The following is an 18,576-nucleotide window of genomic DNA, read 5'->3' on the forward strand; positions in this document are numbered from 1 at the left end:
ATGAACGAATCAGTACACAGATCCAGTCTGTGTTCACGCTTTGTCGTTCTTATCATCTGTTTCACTTTCCAATTCACGGGGTATCATCACACCTGCGTACAACATGAAAACAGCCCCGCACAACATGACAAGTGCCCATTCGTTCCTTTGTCTGAACATCAGATAGGTTGCCACGATCATTAACACAGTGGAGAAAACCTGAAAATGAAAAAGTCTTTTTCCTCGAATGCTTTTCCCGGGATAGGGAGAAGCAACCGTGCGTACTGCGAAAAGAGCTACCGAAACAGCCATGATCCAGGGGGCCACGGTGGGGATCACTAGGTAAAGGGCAGCTGATAGCAAAATAAACAGTGCAGATATTCGCAGCAACATATCATTTGGGTATTGCGTCATTTTTTTTATATGGTGTGGCTCAAATTCGTCCTTTGTCAACAGTTGAAGGACCCTGTTACAGGTATGAAAGTGCCTTTATAGTTGAACAAGAAATGATTTTCCGGTATAAACACAGTTATTCTGTTGCTGATCAGATGAGGATCTTTCAATCTATGATGAAAACATCCTCATTCTCTTTTTTCATGAGATAATTCTCACGCGCAAATTTCTCTAAATCTTCATCATTGGAACGAAGCTCGTGCAACTTATCCATATCGGAAGCTGTTTGCTGTTGATAATAGTCAATCTGGGTTTCCAGTTCTCTGATCTGTGTATCGTAGCGAATCCTTTTAATCAAACTACTGTCACTCAGAAAAAACAACATCACTATCAACACTACAACAATCGCAACCTGATAGGCTGTAAGTCCGAAAAAACGTTTCAAGCCAAGCATATTTGCGATTCGGTTCATTGCTTTCGTTGTCACAAAATAGTTTTATATATACTGACAAAAGTAAAACTATTTTTCTATTTATACGAACCATTTCATGGAAATAAATGAAAATATCGTTGTCAGCAGCTATTAGATTGAACAAAAAAAAGTACCTTTACGCTGTATAGTTTTGTTTTAATAATTGTTCACGCTAAATTGTAATGAGAAAACTTTTTTTAACCACAACCCTGCTGGTCGGTTATGTGATTGCCTCATTGGCCTGTACCAATTTGCTGGTCGGCAAAAAAGCATCAACCGACGGCTCCACCCTTATTTCTTATGCTGCTGATTCCTACGGTCTTTATGGAGAATTATACCACTGGCCTGCACGACAATACCGACCCGGAGAGATGTTAAAGGTCTATGAGTGGGATACCGGCAAATACCTGGGTGAGATACCCCAGGCACTCCGAACATACAATGTGGTGGGCAACATGAACGAGCATCAGCTTGCCATCGGCGAGACCACCTTCGGCGGCCGCAGTGAACTGGTTGACAGCACCGGAATCATGGACTACGGAAGTCTCATTTACATCACCCTCCAGAGGGCCAGAAACGCCCGTGAAGCCATCAGTGTGATGACAGAACTGGTCAGGGAGCATGGCTACTACAGTTCCGGTGAGTCGTTCTCCATTGCCGACCCCAATGAGGTATGGATGATGGAGATGATTGGAAAGGGAGCTGGTAATAAGGGAGCTGTATGGGTTGCCGTACGCATTCCCGACGACTGCGTATCAGCACACGCCAACCAGGCTCGCATCCAACAGTTCCCGCTTAACGATCCTGAAAACTGCATCTACTCACCCGATGTGATCTCTTTTGCCCGTGAAAAAGGCTACTTCACAGGTGATGATGTCGACTTCAGCTTCGCACAGGCCTACGCACCCATCGATTTTGGGGCACTCCGCTTCTGTGAAGCCCGTGTGTGGTCATTCTTTAACAAGGTCAACAGTGAGATGGCACAGTATGTTACCTACGCACAGGGCAAGAGCACCGATCCCATGCCGCTATACATCAAACCAGACAGGAAACTCAGCGCACAGGATATACAGGAGATGATGCGTGACCATTACGAAGGTACCGAACTGGACTGGCGATTCGACGTGGGTGCCGGTCCCTTCAACTCACCCTATCGCTGGTCCCCCCTCACCTTCGAGGTCGATTCCGTGGAATACTGCAACGAAAGGCCTATCGCTACCCAGCAGACCGGCTTCTCCTTTGTGGCACAGATGCGTTCGTGGATGCCCGACGCGATAGGTGGCATCCTCTGGTTCGGCATCGATGATGCAGCACAAACGGTCTACTATCCCATTTACAGCGGTCATACCGAGGTGCCTCATGAGATGGCTCCAGGCAATGGTGACCTGCTCAATTTCTCCTGGACATCAGCCTTCTGGATTCACAACTGGGTATCCAACATGGTTTACAACCGCTACAGCGACATGAGTGTGGATATGAAAAAAGTGCAATCCACCCTGGAAACACAATTCAGGAACTCCCAACCGGACGTGGAAAAACAGGCTCTGGCTCTTTATGAAAAGTCTCAACCGGAGGCGATTCACTACCTTACCCAATACTCCAACAACCTGGTGAAAGAGGGTGTGGCTGAATGGAAGAAGCTGGGAGAGTACTTGATGGTGAAATACATCGACGGTGTGGTCAAGAAAGAGGAAAACGGACAGTTCAAGCGAAACGAACATGGTCTACCCGCATTCCCCACCCGACCCGGATACTCAAACGAATATTACAGGAAAATTGTCGACCAGACCGGCGACAAATACAAGGTACAACCGATTGAAAATTGAAAAAGCTGATAGCTTTTCACTAAACATAGACTCATAACTTACACAACGAATATGGAAGAAGCAACTTTACTTGCACAGGTGACCGACAAAGCAATGTCGTGGTTGAATGGAAACTATGATGTGGAAACGAAGGCAGAGGTACAACATCTCCTCGACAACGAAGACAAAAGACCGTTGATCGATGCCTTCTACAAAGATCTGGAGTTTGGTACCGGAGGGCTGCGCGGCATCATGGGTGCAGGCAGCAACCGCATGAACAAGTACACTGTAGGATCGGCTACACAGGGCCTTTCCAATTATCTTCGTAAAGAGTTTGACAACCTTGAAGAGATCAAGGTGGTGATTGGGCACGATTGCCGCAACAACAGCCGCCGTTTCGCAGAGATCGCCGCCGGCATCTTCAGTGCCAACGGCATCAGGGTCTATCTCTTCGAGGATCTGCGTCCCACTCCGGAGGTATCCTATGCCATCCGTAAGCTGGGGTGCCAGAGCGGAATCATGATCACCGCATCGCACAATCCGAAGGAATATAACGGTTACAAGGCTTACTGGAACGATGGGGCCCAGGTTCTGGGACCGCACGACAAGAACATCATCGCTGAGGTGAACAGAATCTCTTCCGTTGATGAGATCCATTTCGAAGGAAAGAGCGACCTGATTGAAATCATAGGCAAGGATATGGACAAGGCATTCATTGAAGAGGTGAAGAAGTTGGTGCTCTCACCCGAAGCCATTGCCCGCCACCACGACATCAAGATGGTATACACCCCCATACACGGTGCCAGCAGCACCCTGGTACCCGACGCGATGAAAGCGGTTGGGTTCACCAACGTCATCCGTGTCCCTGAGCAAGATGTGATCAGCGGCGACTTCCCCACGGTAGTCTCCCCCAACCCGGAGGAACCGGCAGCCCTCGACCTGGCCATCAAGAAAGCTATTGAAACGGGTGCGGAGCTGGTGATGGCGACCGACCCTGACGGCGACCGGATTGGGACTGCCATTCGCGACAATGATGGCAACTTCATCCTGGTAAACGGCAACCAAACCATGCTGATCTACCTCTATTACATCATGACCCGCCGGGAAGAGCTGGGACTCCTCACAGGTAAAGAGTTCGTGGTGAAGACCATTGTCACAACTGAGCTTGTGAAGGATATCGCCGAAAAGAAAAGTATTGAGATCTTCGATTGTTATACCGGCTTCAAGTGGATTGCAGACATCATCCGCAAGAATGAGGGTAAGAAGAAGTACATCGGCGGTGGTGAAGAGAGCTATGGTTTCCTGGCGGGTGACTTTGTCCGCGACAAGGACTCGGTTTCGGCCTGCACCCTCTTCGCTGAGATTGCCGCATGGGCAAAGGACAAAGGCAAGAGCATGTACCAGTTGCTGGAAGACATCTACCTCGAGTATGGTTACTCGAAAGAGGTGGGTATCTCCCTTGTGCGCAAGGGAAAAGAGGGTGCCGATGAAATTGAAGCGATGATGAAGAAATTCCGCATCAACCCCATGGAAACTCTGGGTGGTTCACCGGTCACACTGATTAAGGATTTCGCCCGGCTGGAGGCGACCGATTTCATTCGGAACGAACAGGTAGCCCTGGAGATGCCCACCACCTCCAATGTATTGCAATACTTCACCGAAGAGGGCACCAAGCTGTCCATCCGACCCTCCGGCACAGAACCAAAGATCAAGTTTTACATCGAAGTGAAGGGATCTGCAAAAACAAATGAGGAACTGACACATGCAGAAGCAGAAGCTGACGCCAAGATCAATGCCATCCGTCAGGAATTGGGTATTTAAGTTACCTGGTTTGCAAGTTCATGGTTCATGGTTAACTACTCACTAACTGACAACTGATAACTAAAAAAATGAGACGAAAACTAACGATAGCGCTTGTGGCGCATGATCACCGGAAAGCCGATATGGTGGAATGGGTGATCTTTAATTCCGACTTCCTGGCAGAGCACCATCTGGTCTGTACCGGCACTACCGGCAGTCTGGTAAGGGATGCCCTGAAAAACGAAGGAGTCCATCCTGACTTTACAATTATGAACTCCGGCCCCATGGGGGGAGATGCAGAGATTGCCGCCATGGTGGTACGCAAGGAGATCGACCTGGCAGTGTTCCTGATCGACGACCTCAATGCCCAACCGCACGAGGCGGACATCATGATGTTGCTCCGGCAGTGCCGTGTGCACAACGTGCCCATCGCCTGTAACCGGTACAGTGCTGACCTGATGATCACCAGCAACCTCTGGGATGATGAGGAGTACAAACCCTCCCCCCCGCGCTACGAGAAATTTGACAGGGAGAAAATGGGTTTCTGAACCATACCCTCCACAATAGTTAAGGCTGTCTCATCATATTACATGAGACGGCCTTTTTCTGTTTATACGTTTCAGTTTGAGTAGCCCTGTTACAGGAAGAAACAACCTACTTTCTTCGTTACTGGTTCTAATCTCGTTCTAATATGGTTCTAATATGGTTCTAATATGGTTCTAATAGATTCGAGCCAGATTAGAGTCAGTTACGACTGAATTGATACGCAGTAAAAAGCCAACTAAGGCGAATCTTAGTGGGTGGGATGAGAAAAGGCCATCTCATTTGTATATTGAGACAGCCTCTTCTTCTTGTCAGGGGCATTTCCCCTTTTGTCTTTCACATTATTCGGCCACAACCAGCTCTTCCACAATATGGGGCGCACCCATCACCTTGTCAATGACAAAAAGTACGTAGCGGATGTCCACACTGATGGTGCGCTGCATTTCCGGCTCAAAGAGGATGTCACCGCTCAGCGACTCCCAGTTGCCATCAAAGGCAAGCCCGATCAGCTCGGCGTTGCCGTTCAACACGGGGCTTCCGGAGTTACCTCCGGTGATATCGTTGGTTGAGAGGAAGTTCACACGCAGTCCCCCCTCGTTATCCACGTAGGGACCGAAGTCACCGGAGCGGATCACATCAAGGATATTCTCCTGCACGTTGAACTCGGGATCACCCGGCTTCTGTTTGTCGAGGATACCCTGAGAGGTGGTGTAATAGTCATACCACACCGCATCACGTGGCCAGTAACCCTTCACCGTGCCATAGCTCATCCGCTGTGTGAAGTTGGCATCGGGATAGAAGGTGCGATCGTTGTCCATCTCCATCAGGGCAGCCATGAACTCGCGTTCGCCACGCAACATCTGCTCATAGAAGGGCATCATCTTCCCGGAGAGCTCGTACCCCATGTCGGTGGTCGACAATGCAAGCTCCATGGCAGGATCCTTGGTCAGCACCTCTGTATCGGCGCTTTTCAGCAGTTTCAGCAATTTCTCCATTGAGGTGAACTGCGAATTGGCAAAGAGCCAGTCGGCATATTTTGTGTAGTCTCCCCCGAAAAGAGAGTCAATCTTCTGGTAGATATCGGGGTGATACTCCGCGGGAACCCTCTCGGCATATAGCTTCATCACTACCGGCAACACCTTTTTGTCGAGTGCCGGATCGTAGTTCTTGTACGATTCAACCAGGCGGTCGTTGATGAAAGCCTGCTTCTCCTCTTCTGTACCATCGCTGTCGAAACGGAGGATGGTGCTGGCAAAGCGAATCAGCTCGATGCCATTGTTGAAGGTCTCCAGGAAGTAGGTGGTATTGCGCGCCAACTCATCGGAAGTGCTGTAGGCTTCCTTGAGGGTAGCCAGCGTACCTTCATATTTCTTTCCCTGTTCCGGGTTGTTCTTGATCCACTCAGCCAGCTTTGACTCCAGATCTTCCTTCTCTGGCAGCACCCCAAGGCGGGTCAGTGCCTCGTTCATCCCCATCGAGTTCTTCCAGTAGTTAGAGCTGCCGGCATGCTTGCTGGCATACTTGATGCGGATGGTATCGTTCTGCGTCATCGCATCCCACCAGATAGCCTGCTTGGCACCCCGCACCTCAATGCGTGGTTTGTTCTCCGACTCCATGCGCTGGCGAATGCCCCATGAGGAGAGATAGCGTTGAGTGCTTCCAGGGTATCCCACAGTCATTGCGTAATCACCTTCCGTCGCCCCTGCCAGCGATACCGGTACCACATATTTGGGCTGATAGGGTACATTATCGGCACTGTAATTGGCCGGTTGGTTGTCCTTGCCGGCATAAACACGGAACACCGAGAAATCGCCTGTGTGGCGTGGCCACATCCAGTTGTCGGTATCCCCGCCGAACTTACCTACAGAGGAGGGAGGAGCTACAACCATGCGCACGTCACGGAACAGATCGTAGAGCACAACATAATATTTGTTGCGAGAAAAGAAGGGTATCACCCGTGCACGGGTAAAAGGATCACTTTCATACTCACTGATCAATTCGTTTGAAATGGAGTCAATGGCCAGCTCACGCTGAATCTCGCTCATTACCAGCGGCACATGGGGTGCAATGCGGTCTGTTACATCCTCCATCGAACGGAGAAAGGAGACTGTAAGACCGTCGGCATAGAGTTCATCGCTCTTGCTGGCAGCCGCAAAGCCGTCACGCAGGTAGTCATGCTCCACAGCACTCAGCTGCTGTATGGCTCCATAGCCGCAATGGTGGTTGGTGAAGACAAGTCCTTCTTCCGATACTACCACGCCCGTACATCCTCCGCCGAAGATTACGACGGCATCTTTGAGCGATGGGTTCTGTTCACTGTAAAGCTGGTCAGCAGGAAAAGTGAATCCCAGCTCCTGCATGCGAGCGATATTCTCACGGTTAAGCTCCTTCAGGAGCCACATTCCTTCATCTGCTCTCGCAGTGAATGCCACAAATAAAATTGTGAGCGATAAGAAAAGTTTTTTCATAGGTTGGTGTAATTAGCAATAAGCCATAAGCGACAAGCTATAAGCTGTTAGCTTTGATAATGATTGTATAATTTATTAATATTCATTTTAATTACTTGAAATATTTCCCGATAAATGGCCATTGTCTCAGCGGCAGTTCCCTCTTTATCATCACAATAAGATATATTGCCACCAGCAAGGTGCTGACAGCCAGTCGTAACGGGAGGCTCTCAATCTGTAGATAGCTTATCCTGATGCCTGCATAGAGAATGAGTGTGAGCAGAAAGAAGGTTGATGCAGATCGGAGATTGTAAGGGATGGGGTAATGTTTCTGTCCCAACCCGTAGGAGATTGCCATCATCGCCAGGTTGGCGATAAACGATGCCCAGGCGCAGGCCATGTATCCAAAGCGGGGGATGAACAGAATGTTGATCAGCAAGGTGATGATGAAACCGAAGACAGACATATAAGCTCCCCAGCGGGTCTGATCGGTAAGTTTATACCAGAGCGACAGGTTGAAGTAGACACCAAAGAAGAGCTCACCCATCAGCACGATCGGCACCACCTTCAGCCCCTCGTGATAAGCTGTTGGTATCAGGAACTTGATGACATCAATGTAACCGGTGGTCAGCAGGAAGATGAGTAGCCCGAAGAGAATGAAATAGCGGGTGGCGTCGCTGAACGACTGCCGGTCGTCGGCAGCCTCCCTGTTGCGTGCAAAGATAAAGGGTTCGAAGGCGTAGCGGAACGCTTGGGTGAACATCACCATGATGATGGCGATCTTGAAGTTCTGCCCGTAGATGCCCAGTTCCCGGAAAGCGTTCGCCTTGTCGGGATAGAACCAGGGGAAGAGAATCTTGTCCACCGTCTGGTTGAGAATACCTGCAATCCCCAGGATCAGTATCGGGAAGGAGTAGCGCAGCATCCTCTTCAGCAGCGCCTTGTCGAAGGTGAAGCGAACCCTCAGTTCCGGTGCGACCATCAGCAGCTGCACCACCGAGGCGGTAAGGTTTGCGATCAGGATGTAATCGACGCCCCTGCTCAGATCGAACCAGGCAAAAGCATCGGGGAACCGCTCCTGCAAGAGAGGACAAGCCAGGAAGAAGAAGAGGTTGATCAGGATGGTCAGCCCCACGTTGACCAGCTTGATGGCTGCAAAGCGGATGGGTCTCTTTTTGAAACGCAGGTTGGCGAAGGGGATGGCTCCCACCACGTCGAAACAGAGGATCAGTACCATCAGCAGCAGGTAGTGCGGCTTCATCTCACTGCCGCCCAGCGCAAATGCCACCGGGTTGAGGAAGAGAAGGGCCACCGTAAAGAAGAGAATCGTACTGGAGAGGATGCTGGTAAAGGCGGTGGAAAAGACTTTTGTAGGATCTGACTCCTTGTTGGCAAAACGGAAGAAGCCTGTTTCCATCCCATAGGTGAGGATCACCTGCAGCAGTGCCACCCAGGCATAAAAGTTGGTCAGTACGCCTATGTCGTCCACCCGCGGCAGGGCAAAGGCCCAGTAGAGGGAGAGGAACCAGCTCAGGAGTCTGGGCAGCACGCTGCCCATTCCGTAAAAGAAGGTCTCCTTTGCCAACGATCTCATTCCCCCTGCCATCTAACTCCTGTTCTTTGTTTGTAGAATTGTCAGTGTAAGATGCAAAAATACAATTTTTCCCTGATGTCGGCTTCAAATTGGCATCATTATTTATCTTTAAGCATTTTGGTGGCCCGAATCTCAAAAAAAACCTTTTACTTTGCAGGTTGAAAAAAGTGAACAGATAGCAATCAGAAACAAATACATGCAGGCGCATGATGAACTGCGCCGAAGGTATGATTCCCTAAATTGAATATGGCACAACAGGAAGAGGTATTTAAGAAACTGGTATCACACTGCAAGGAATATGGATACGTGTTTCAGTCGAGCGAGATCTATGACGGGCTGGGCGCTGTGTATGACTACGGTCAGATGGGCGTGGAGCTCAAGAACAACATCAAGAAATACTGGTGGGACAGCATGGTGCTGCTGCACGAAAACGTGGTGGGCATCGACTCCGCCATCTTCATGCACCCCACCATCTGGAAGGCATCGGGACACGTGGATGCATTCAACGACCCGTTGATCGACAACAAGGAGAGCAAGAAAAGGTATCGCGCCGATGTGCTGATTGAGGATCACCTGGCGAAGTACGACGACAAGATAGAGAAAGAGGTGCAGAAGGCGGCCAAGCGCTTCGGCGATAGTTTCGACGAGCAGATGTTCCGCGACACCAATCCCCGTGTACTGGAAAACCGCCAGAAGAGGGATGAGATCCATGCCCGCTTCGCCAAAGCACTCAACGACAACAACCTGGAAGAGCTGCGGCAGATCATCATCGACTGCGAGATCGCCTGCCCCATCAGCGGCACCCGCAACTGGACGGAGGTGCGTCAGTTCAACCTGATGTTCTCCACCGAGATGGGCTCAACTGCCGACGGTGCCATGAAGGTGTTCCTCCGTCCCGAGACGGCACAGGGCATCTTCGTCAACTTCCTAAACGTCCAGAAAACAGGCCGCATGAAGATACCCTTCGGCATCGCCCAGATCGGCAAGGCGTTCCGCAACGAGATCGTAGCCCGTCAGTTCATCTTCCGCATGCGGGAGTTCGAGCAGATGGAGATGCAGTTCTTCGTGGCACCCGGTGAGGAGCTGAAGTGGTTCGAACACTGGAAGGCGTTCCGCATGAAGTGGCACCAGTCGCTCGGCTTTGGTGCCGACAAGTACCGCTTCCACGACCACGACAAGCTGGCGCACTATGCCAACGCGGCTACCGACATCGAGTTCGAGATGCCCTTCGGCTTCAAGGAGGTGGAAGGAATCCACTCCCGCACCGACTTCGACCTGAGCCAGCATGAGAAGTACTCCGGTAAGAAGCTGCAATACTTCGATCCGGAACAGAACAAATCTTACGTACCCTACGTGGTGGAGACCTCCATCGGCGTAGACCGCATGTTCCTCTCGGTGATGGCTGCCTCCTACTGCGAGGAAACGCTCGAGGGGGGTGAGACCCGCGTGTTGCTCAACCTGCCGCCCGCCCTGGCACCGGTGAAGCTGGCCATCCTGCCGCTGGTGAAGAAAGACGGTCTGCCGGAGAAAGCACGTGAGATCATGGATGAGCTCAAGTTCAGCTTCGCCTGCCAGTACGACGAGAAAGACAGCATCGGCAAGCGCTACCGCCGCCAGGATGCCATCGGCACCCCTTTCTGTGCCACCATCGACCACCAGACGCTGGAGGACAACACCGTCACCATCCGCTATCGCGACACCATGGCGCAAGAGAGAGTGACAATCGATTCGCTGCAACGGGTGATCGCCGAAAAGACCGATTTGAAAAATCTCCTGAAAAAAATCTCCTGATCATGAAGAAAAATTATCTACAATCCATCATATTGCTTACCGGGCTACTTTTCCTTGCCGTCTCCTGCGACAAGACCGAGACCTTCGACGACAAGTGGCAGCTCGACAACGAGGCACAGTTCGCCAGGGTGTCCGCCAACACGGAGTTTACAAAATTGAACTCTCAATCGGGTAAAGGGTTCATCATGTACAAAGAGCTGGAACAGGGGGATGGTACAACCCCTTACTTCACCGATCAGGTGAAGGTGCTTTATACCGGCTGGTACAAGAACAACTGGTCGCAGCCCGACAGCTATAACGATGACAAGGGAAACCTTATTCTGAACAAGATCATTTTTGATTCTACCGCCAACCGGAATGACATTCCCAGCACCTTCTCGGTGAACGGCGTGGTAGATGGCTTCTCCACAGCGTTGCAACACATGCAGGTAGGCGACAAGTGGGAGATCTGGATCCCCTGGAAGCTGGGATATGGAGAGGCGGGGAACAACTCTATTCCGGGTTACACCACGCTGGTCTTTGAAATCGAACTGGTCGATATCGTAGAGTAAGAAACCTACAATCCCAACAACAAATGTTCAATGGCACTCCTCACTTGTGGGCGGGTGCCATTGAATTTATTCACCATCACGGTGAAGGCATATTTTTTGTTGCCGTCAATCAAATAACCCGCATAACACTGTACGCCGCCAATGCTGCCGCTTTTGGCGGCAATCCTGCCACTCAGCCTTGTGTTCCTCAGAAAGGATGCTAGCGTCCCCTCCAGCCCCGCTTTCGGCAATGAATTGAAGAAGAGGGGTGCGTAATTACTCCGAGTATGCATATATACCAGCAGATCGGTCAGCAGCTGCGGGCTCACCGCGTTCTGCGGTGCCAGGCCACTGCCGTCATGCATCTGTAGGGAAGAAACCACAATACCCCTGCTTTTCCAGAAATCCAATGTTGCTGCACTTCCTGCTTCCAGAACATCCCCCTCCTGTGTCATGTTGCTTTTTATGCCGAGGGTCCGAATCAGATGCTCCGCGAAGTGGTTGTTGCTCTCCACGTTCACCTCGCGGATGATATCCTTCAGTGGAGGTGACACCTGTGTTAAAAGCACTTTTCCCACCCGGTAGTTGACACCATGGCCGAATCCGCACACCCCTGAGAGATAATCCCCGCGTGCTGTCTCCACCTTTTTAACTTGTATGCCTGCCGCTTTCAGATATGTGGCCAACGTCTCACCCAGCAACAAGCCCGGATCGGGAATATCCCCCTTGATGCTGAACGCCTTCCTACCAGCCGGGATGTTTCCCCGTAAAATCCGCTCGTTCGAGAAGGGGGCACCATAGATATAGCCGTTGTCGCGACCGGTGGTGTTCAGCGTCAGTTCGTTCTGGAAAGTGAGTTGTTCCATCTCCGGTTCGGTGCGCAGGATTTTGGGACAACTGCTCCGATCGGTGGTATCAAAGAAAAGCTTGTAGCTGTTGTCGAAGATGCTGATGCCGTAGGCACCCGCGGCATAGTAATTTCCCATGTCGATCCAGGTCCACTCGGGCGAGATGCCGTTGTAGCCGAAGAGATCATCCACCACGTAGATGCTGTATTCCCTGCCGGAGGGGAGCGCTCTTCTGAGGGCATCTGCCGCCACGGTAAAGAATGTCTCGGGATGATCGCCAAAAGCCTCGCTACCCAGGGTGGGATCGCCTGCCCCAATCACCAGGATGCGGGTGGGATCATTGGCGTCGAGTGCCACCTCCGTCTTATAGCGGTAATGCTCTCCCAACATCTCCAGTGCCGTGGCAGTGGTGATCACCTTCAGCACCGATGCCGGTGTGAGCGATCGTTCGTTGTTGTACGACAGAATGCTCCTGCCTGTTACCATGTCGGTCACCGATACCCCCACGGAGGCATGTCTCAGCGCAGGGTGATTGACAAACTGTTCAAGTGCAGGTTGTGCAAAGCTGAAGCTGGCCGCAAAGAGTAAAACAACTAAATAGAGATGTCTTTTCATTTGTTCGGGAGATGATGGTTTCTACAAAAATAACAAAATTAAATTTTGTCCATGAAAAAACCCTGCAAGAAATGTTGCAGGGTTCTCTATCAGAAGGGTTGGCTGTTAAAACTTGTAGCCCACCGAAAGATATGCGTTCTGGTTTTTGGTGTTCCCGTTGTCACGGTTGGATATATTCACCATTCCCATATCCCATCCAAGGTCGATCAGGAAGGCACCCATCTCGGCACCCACACCAAGACCGAGTCCGGCATCGAAGGGTTTGTACTGTCCGTTGGCATCACCGAAGATCTTGTCCACATCCCATTCTCCGCTCAGGCTACCCACTTTGGCTTCCCTGCTTCCGCCTACGCCATAGGCTGCATAGGGACCGGCGTGAAATACGATGCGTGAGCCTGGAGTAACATCCACCTTGTAAGCAAGGTGCAGCGGCAGCTGCAGGTACATGAGGTTTTCGGTGTACTCAGTATCCATGGCATCGTTGACAGACTTAAATCCCTTCGTGCTTAAGAACAACCCGGTCTGGAGGGCCATATTGGGTGCAAAGTCCACATCAGCGGCCAGTCCGATATTGAATCCAATCTTCGGGTTCTTGTCATCCACCTCATCGTCATATACCAGGTTTGACATGTTCACACCTCCCTTGATACCCAAGCTCACCTGTGCACTGACGGCAGTTACGATGGCAAGCATGGCAATGACTGCTGTTAATCTCATTTTTTTCATAATTTCATTCATTAAGTTGTTAATCCTAATCTTATTCTTTGGGTTTCAAAGATGACTTCTCTAAAACCAGCAATAAAACAGTTTGCCGCAGTGATTTGTTCGCAAACGTGGTACTTTGAACTGTAACAGGTTGGATTATCGGCTATAGGTAAGTAAGCTCAACAGGCTCGGCAACAAAGAGTTCCCGTGCTGTGACATGCAACTCCTCTGCCGTGATGGCATCGATACGATCAAACATATCGTTTAGGGAGAGATAGCGGCCGGTGTGCAGGTAACGTTTCGCCATGGCCAGGGTATAGTTCTCATTCTGTTCTGCGGCGATACCCAGCTGTCCTTTCCACTGTCGTTTGGCCAGATTGAGTTGCAAGGGTGTCAATTCCTTTTCCAGAAGACGATTGACCTCCTTCCTGACCAGACGGATGCAGCGTTCACGCTGTTGTGGGTCGCCGGCAAAATAGGCGACAAACAGACCGGTGTCGCTGTACAGGGTCACGTTCGACTCCACATGATACACCAGTCCGTGTTTCTCCCGGAGAGAGGCATTGAGGCGGCTGTTGAGGCTGCCGCCGCCCAGGATGTTGTTCAGCAGTAGCAGGGCATGTCGTTGGGGGTGATGCATCGAAAAAGCCGGCAACCCGATCATCACATGGCTCTGTGCAGTGTTCTTCTCCATTTGCTGTTTCACCGCCCGGGGGAACTCTACGGGTGCTCTCCGCACCTTCGCATCAACCCGGGACGGGGCTACAGAAAAATGCCGCTCCAGCTGACGCATCACCTTGTGAAAGGGTGTTCTTCCACTGGAAAAGAAAACCATCTGTGATGGCTGATACTGTCGCTCCATAAAACCAAGGATCTGTTCATGCGTAAAACGGTTGAGGGTCTCCGGCTCCCCCAGGATGTAATGCCCCAGGTCATGACCTGCAAACAACATGTTTTCGAAATCATCCCAGATCAATTCCGCAGGGTCATCCCGGTAGGAGTTGATCTCGTCGAGGATCACCTCCCGCTCCCGCTCTATCATTGCGGGGGAACATTCAGAATGAAACAACATGTCGGCCAGCAGCTCCACGGCCCTGGGAAAATAGGCACCCAGGAAAGTGGCATAATAGAAGGTCTCCTCCTTCGAGGTGTAGGCATTCAGCTCTCCCCCCACACTTTCCATTCGTGCGGCTATCTGATGTGCCCGCCTCCTGTGGGTCCCCTTGAAGAGCATATGTTCCACGAAATGGGCCATGCCGGCTTCCCCGGGGTACTCATCGCGTGAGCCTGTATTTACAACAATGCCACAATGGGATATTTCGGATGGCGCCTCGCGATGGATGATACGCAATCCGTTTGATAAGGTATCTGTATGAATCATCTTCTTCGTTTATTTGGGACGCTGCATGTAACAAGCTTTCTGTTCCGCTGTCAACCGTTCAATGGCATAGCGCAGCATGGTACGGGGCATCACCCGGTGAAAGCGATCCAGAAAATCGGTCAGCGACTGCTCATCGCGTTTGCCCACCTCCCGCAGCATCCAGCCTGTGGCCTTGTGCATCAGGTCATGTCGGTGTGTCAGGAATAGCTCCGAAAGACGAAGGGTATCGCCAAAGTCGTTGTGACGGATAAAGGCAAGGGTGGAAACCATCGCTATCCGCTGGTCCCAGAGCAGTTCACTCTCTGCCAACCGGTAAAGTAGTGAACGATCTTCTTTATCCTTCAACCACTCCCCAACGATATGGTAACAAGAGAGATCCACCAGATCCCAATTGTTGACCCTCTCTGTGTGCGAAAGATAAAAATCCACCATCTCCCCGCGGGTCGCTTCATCCGCTTTCCGAAACTGATCGGCAAGGATCACCAGCGCACAGAGACGACATTCATGCAGCGGATCAGCCAGCAACTTCTCCAATTCGTGCAGGGGAGTAGCCCGATAGAGGGATGCCACCTTCCTGGTTTCGGGTACCGTACATCCAATGAAGCGGTCTCCTTCACCATAGGCTCCTTTTCCGGTCTTGAAGAAATAGGAGGAGTGTTTTGCTCTTTCGGGACTGCCCAAGGCGAGCAATGCTTTTTTAATCTCTGTGGCCTCCATTTGAATGTTCAGTTTACTTTGGATATGGAATAAGCTCCTTCGTAGTAGCCGATGATGTTGCGCACCATCTCCTCCGACATGAGGATCCGATCTTCCAGGGTCTTGGTACCTGCATGGGGAGCCAGCACCACGTTGTCAAGTGTCAGCAGTTCCGGCAGGATGTGCGGCTCCTCTTCGTAGACATCCAGAGCGGCCGCCCAGATGCGTTTATCACTGAGTGCTGTCGCCAGTGCCCGTTCATCCACCATGTTGCCACGTGCGGTATTGATGAAAACGGCGGTGGACTTCATCATGGCCAACTCCCTTTCACCGATCATGTGATAGGTCTCGGGGGTGGAGGGTGCATTCAACGAGATATAGTCGGAGCTGCTCAGCAGCTCATCCAGGGTGAGCCATCGTGCCTGGTATAGCTTCTCTATCGACTCATCCAGCCGATTGCGGTTGTGATAGACAATCTCCATGCCGGAAGCCAGGGCACGGCGCGCGAGCGACTGACCGATACGCCCCATGCCAATGATGCCCAAACGCTTGCCGTAGACCGGCAAGCCTGCCTCGGCATAGACTCCCCAGCTGACACCCTCCGGACTCCGCAGCTTACGGTCGTAATAACCGATGCGGCGGCCCGCGGCCAACAATAGGCCAAAGGCGAACTCGGCTGTCGGTTCACGCGTGGTGTTGGGAATGTTTGTCACTACGATCCCTTTCTCGGTGGCACATGCCACATCAATGTTGTTATACCCCACCCCATAGTTGGCGATCAGCTCCAGCTTTACCCCTCTCTCCATGATCTCACGGTCGGTAAAGAAGCCAAAGCTTGGAACCAGCACCTCATAGTCCGGAATCATCTCCAGTACCTCTTCCCTGCTGAAATGAGACTTATCTGTGGGAAGGGTCACCTCATAGCGCCCCTCCAGCTCTTTCAATCCCTCCGGCTTCAATCGATAGGCTATCAATATTTTTTTCATCACTATTCGTTTTGTTGGATTCTTTCACGGGATGTGCATGCAAACATCTTGTCTCTTCTAACGGAGTGGTGCGGAGAAATGTTCTGACCCAAACCGAATGAACGGGACTAAAACAAAAAAACGAGCCTGTTGACTCGTTTCTTTGCTCTTCAGGTTGGACTTGAACCAACGACCCTCTGATTAACAGTCAGATGCTCTAACCGACTGAGCTACTGAAGAATTTATTCACCCATTATCTTATTTACCTTTCCGCTCTTCAGGTTGGACTTGAACCAACGACCCTCTGATTAACAGTCAGATGCTCTAACCGACTGAGCTACTGAAGAATTTATTCTCTTACTTTTAGAAAAGTGATGCAAAAGTAGTACAATTATCCCAATTATCCAACAACAGTACGGAAAAAGTTATGGTTAATTTGGAATGAAACAACTAAAGCTAACCGTTGGTCACTGCTCCCTCTCCAACAATGACGATGCCAATTCCAACACATCCTGCTCCTTATCAGTGAGGTTCACCCAGTGAACCGCATTGTCTCGCCTGAACCAGGTGAGTTGCTTGCGGGCATAGTTGCGTGAATGTTGCTTGATCTTGTCGATCGCCTGTTCCAGGCTCCAGTCGCCATCGAAATAACGAAACAGCTCTTTATATCCTACCGTGTTGAGTGCATTGAGATGACGCATCGGGTAAAAGCCCCGCGCCTCCTCAACCAGCCCCTCCAGTACCATCGCATCCACACGCCTGTTGATCCGATCGTACAAATCCTCCCGATCGCGGGTGAACCCGATCTTCACAATCCTGAACGCTCTCTTTTTATCGGGATTCGTTCGCAGCGATGAGTAGGGTTTACCGGACATCAGACAGATTTCAAGGGCATGAATCACCCGCTGCGGGTTTTTCAGATCTACCTGGCTGTAGAACACCGGATCAACTATTTTCAACTGTTGGCGAATGGGATCCAGACCCTCCCGCTTGTATTGTTCCTGCAGTTCCTGTCGCAAGGTCTCATCCACCGTGGGCAACTCATCCATCCCTTTGCATACCGCATCGATATACATCATCGACCCACCCGAGAGAATCACCACCGGGTGTTGCATGAAGAGCTCCTCAAGGAGCGTGAGCACCTCCTGCTCATAGACGCTTGCACTGTAATAGGTTTCCGGGGATAGGGTTCCCACAAAGAAATGTGGAACCTGTTGCTGCTCTGCAGCTGTTGGTGCTGCCGTGGCAATCTGCATGCCGCGGTAAATCTGCCGTGAGTCGGCGGACACTACCGGCGTCCGGAAGGCTGCTGCCAGGCGGATGCTCCATTCAGTCTTTCCCACGCCCGTGGGGCCAAGCAGCACGAGCAGGGTGTTCATGATGTGTGAATGCTAATAAAGATCCCCCTCACCCAAATCGCTGTTCAATCCTTCCAGACCTTCAAAACCCTCCTTGTCCAGCTCTTCCATGTCGAAGCTCTCATCGCCGTAAAAGCTCTCACCAATGTCAATCGAGCCGGTCTCTGCCTTTATCTCCTCAGCAGTCAGCACCTGTTTCGGGGCTTCCCCCACAGCCAGTGTACAAAGCGGTTTTTTCTGGTTCTTCCCGGTGATGATCTCCGACAATTCAATGTAAAGTGCCCTCTCGGTCAGGTAATCGAACACATACATCATCTTCTGTTTCTCATCTTCCAGAAAATCACTCAGGATACACTCTTCCATCACGAAGGAATCCTCATCAGAATAGGTGTCCATCTCTACAAGTGTGATCTCCTTCTCTTTACGCCATTTGTCGTCGCACAGAAAAAAGGAGGACATCTCCTTGTCGCTGAACCCCGTAGAAGATACTATCACCTTGTACAAATCAAGGAATGTGGCATCTGCGTCGATGGTTATTTCTCTTCTGAAGTCCTCCACTTCATCCGAAAGTATAAGAAATTTGAATATCATTGCTCTCTTCGTTTAGTGATTCAAAGGTAAGAAAAAGTTTTAAATTTGTAAAAAGCGGCCCAA

16 protein-coding genes and 2 tRNA genes are annotated in these 18,576 nt (G+C 50.9%); 5 read left to right on the forward strand and 13 right to left on the reverse strand.

Features of this window, described 5'->3' with window-relative positions; translation table 11 throughout:
* Positions 1–33: 33 nt before the first annotated feature.
* A complete protein-coding gene (locus JS578_01270; protein QRX63927.1) occupies positions 34–393 on the reverse strand; it encodes a hypothetical protein in 360 nt (119 codons plus the stop codon).
* A gap of 145 nt (positions 394–538) precedes the next feature.
* A complete protein-coding gene (locus JS578_01275; protein QRX64877.1) occupies positions 539–826 on the reverse strand; it encodes a septum formation initiator family protein in 288 nt (95 codons plus the stop codon).
* 200 nt (positions 827–1,026) lie between these two features.
* Between JS578_01275 and JS578_01280 the strand changes: the two genes are divergently transcribed.
* From JS578_01280 to JS578_01290, 3 genes are all read left to right on the forward strand, one after another.
* Positions 1,027–2,670: a C69 family dipeptidase gene (locus JS578_01280; GenBank protein ID QRX63928.1), complete on the forward strand. Its 1,644-nt coding sequence runs from the start codon at positions 1,027–1,029 to the stop codon at positions 2,668–2,670.
* 51 nt (positions 2,671–2,721) lie between these two features.
* Entirely contained in the window at positions 2,722–4,470 is a 1,749-nt protein-coding gene (locus JS578_01285) for a phospho-sugar mutase (protein ID QRX63929.1), read from the forward strand.
* 68 nt (positions 4,471–4,538) lie between these two features.
* Complete coding sequence (locus tag JS578_01290) at positions 4,539–4,997, forward strand: methylglyoxal synthase (GenBank protein QRX63930.1); 459 nt, start codon at positions 4,539–4,541, stop codon at positions 4,995–4,997.
* A 336-nt stretch (positions 4,998–5,333) separates the two neighbouring features.
* On the opposite strand, the gene JS578_01295 is transcribed toward JS578_01290, so the two are convergent.
* Complete coding sequence (locus tag JS578_01295; GenBank protein QRX63931.1) at positions 5,334–7,460, reverse strand: S46 family peptidase; 2,127 nt, start codon at positions 7,458–7,460, stop codon at positions 5,334–5,336.
* A 91-nt stretch (positions 7,461–7,551) separates the two neighbouring features.
* On the reverse strand, positions 7,552–9,045 hold the full coding sequence (locus tag JS578_01300) for a polysaccharide biosynthesis protein (protein ID QRX63932.1): 1,494 nt from the start codon (positions 9,043–9,045) through the stop codon (positions 7,552–7,554).
* A 234-nt stretch (positions 9,046–9,279) separates the two neighbouring features.
* On the opposite strand from JS578_01300, the gene JS578_01305 reads away from it, so the two are divergent.
* The gene (locus JS578_01305) at positions 9,280–10,824 is read left to right on the forward strand and encodes a glycine--tRNA ligase (protein QRX63933.1); all 1,545 of its coding nucleotides are present in this window, start codon (positions 9,280–9,282) and stop codon (positions 10,822–10,824) included.
* Between the two features lie 2 nt (positions 10,825–10,826).
* Positions 10,827–11,375: an FKBP-type peptidyl-prolyl cis-trans isomerase gene (locus tag JS578_01310; GenBank protein QRX63934.1), complete on the forward strand. Its 549-nt coding sequence runs from the start codon at positions 10,827–10,829 to the stop codon at positions 11,373–11,375.
* Positions 11,376–11,380: 5 nt separating this feature from the next.
* Here JS578_01310 and dacB read toward each other — a convergent pair whose 3' ends face one another.
* The 9 genes from dacB to JS578_01355 form a co-directional block, all read right to left on the reverse strand.
* Positions 11,381–12,817 carry a D-alanyl-D-alanine carboxypeptidase/D-alanyl-D-alanine-endopeptidase gene (gene dacB, locus JS578_01315; GenBank protein QRX63935.1) on the reverse strand — a complete coding sequence of 479 codons (1,437 nt, stop codon included), beginning with the start codon at positions 12,815–12,817 and terminating at the stop codon, positions 11,381–11,383.
* A 105-nt stretch (positions 12,818–12,922) separates the two neighbouring features.
* Positions 12,923–13,534, reverse strand: a complete 612-nt coding sequence (locus tag JS578_01320) for a PorT family protein (protein ID QRX63936.1) — start codon at positions 13,532–13,534, stop codon at positions 12,923–12,925.
* A gap of 151 nt (positions 13,535–13,685) precedes the next feature.
* Entirely contained in the window at positions 13,686–14,903 is a 1,218-nt protein-coding gene (locus tag JS578_01325) for an insulinase family protein (GenBank protein QRX63937.1), read from the reverse strand.
* A 9-nt stretch (positions 14,904–14,912) separates the two neighbouring features.
* Positions 14,913–15,620: a DNA alkylation repair protein gene (locus tag JS578_01330; GenBank protein QRX63938.1), complete on the reverse strand. Its 708-nt coding sequence runs from the start codon at positions 15,618–15,620 to the stop codon at positions 14,913–14,915.
* An 8-nt stretch (positions 15,621–15,628) separates the two neighbouring features.
* A complete protein-coding gene (locus JS578_01335) occupies positions 15,629–16,585 on the reverse strand; it encodes an NAD(P)-binding domain-containing protein (protein QRX63939.1) in 957 nt (318 codons plus the stop codon).
* Between the two features lie 145 nt (positions 16,586–16,730).
* A tRNA-Asn gene (locus JS578_01340) sits at positions 16,731–16,804 on the reverse strand.
* A gap of 33 nt (positions 16,805–16,837) precedes the next feature.
* Positions 16,838–16,911 (reverse strand) — tRNA-Asn (locus tag JS578_01345).
* A gap of 120 nt (positions 16,912–17,031) precedes the next feature.
* Positions 17,032–17,943, reverse strand: a complete 912-nt coding sequence (miaA, locus tag JS578_01350; GenBank protein ID QRX63940.1) for a tRNA (adenosine(37)-N6)-dimethylallyltransferase MiaA — start codon at positions 17,941–17,943, stop codon at positions 17,032–17,034.
* A 12-nt stretch (positions 17,944–17,955) separates the two neighbouring features.
* Positions 17,956–18,513, reverse strand: a complete 558-nt coding sequence (locus tag JS578_01355; GenBank protein ID QRX63941.1) for a hypothetical protein — start codon at positions 18,511–18,513, stop codon at positions 17,956–17,958.
* Positions 18,514–18,576 lie beyond the last annotated feature (63 nt).

It is taken from the genome of Dysgonomonadaceae bacterium zrk40, from assembly GCA_016916535.1.
GTDB lineage: Bacteria > Bacteroidota > Bacteroidia > Bacteroidales > Dysgonomonadaceae > Proteiniphilum.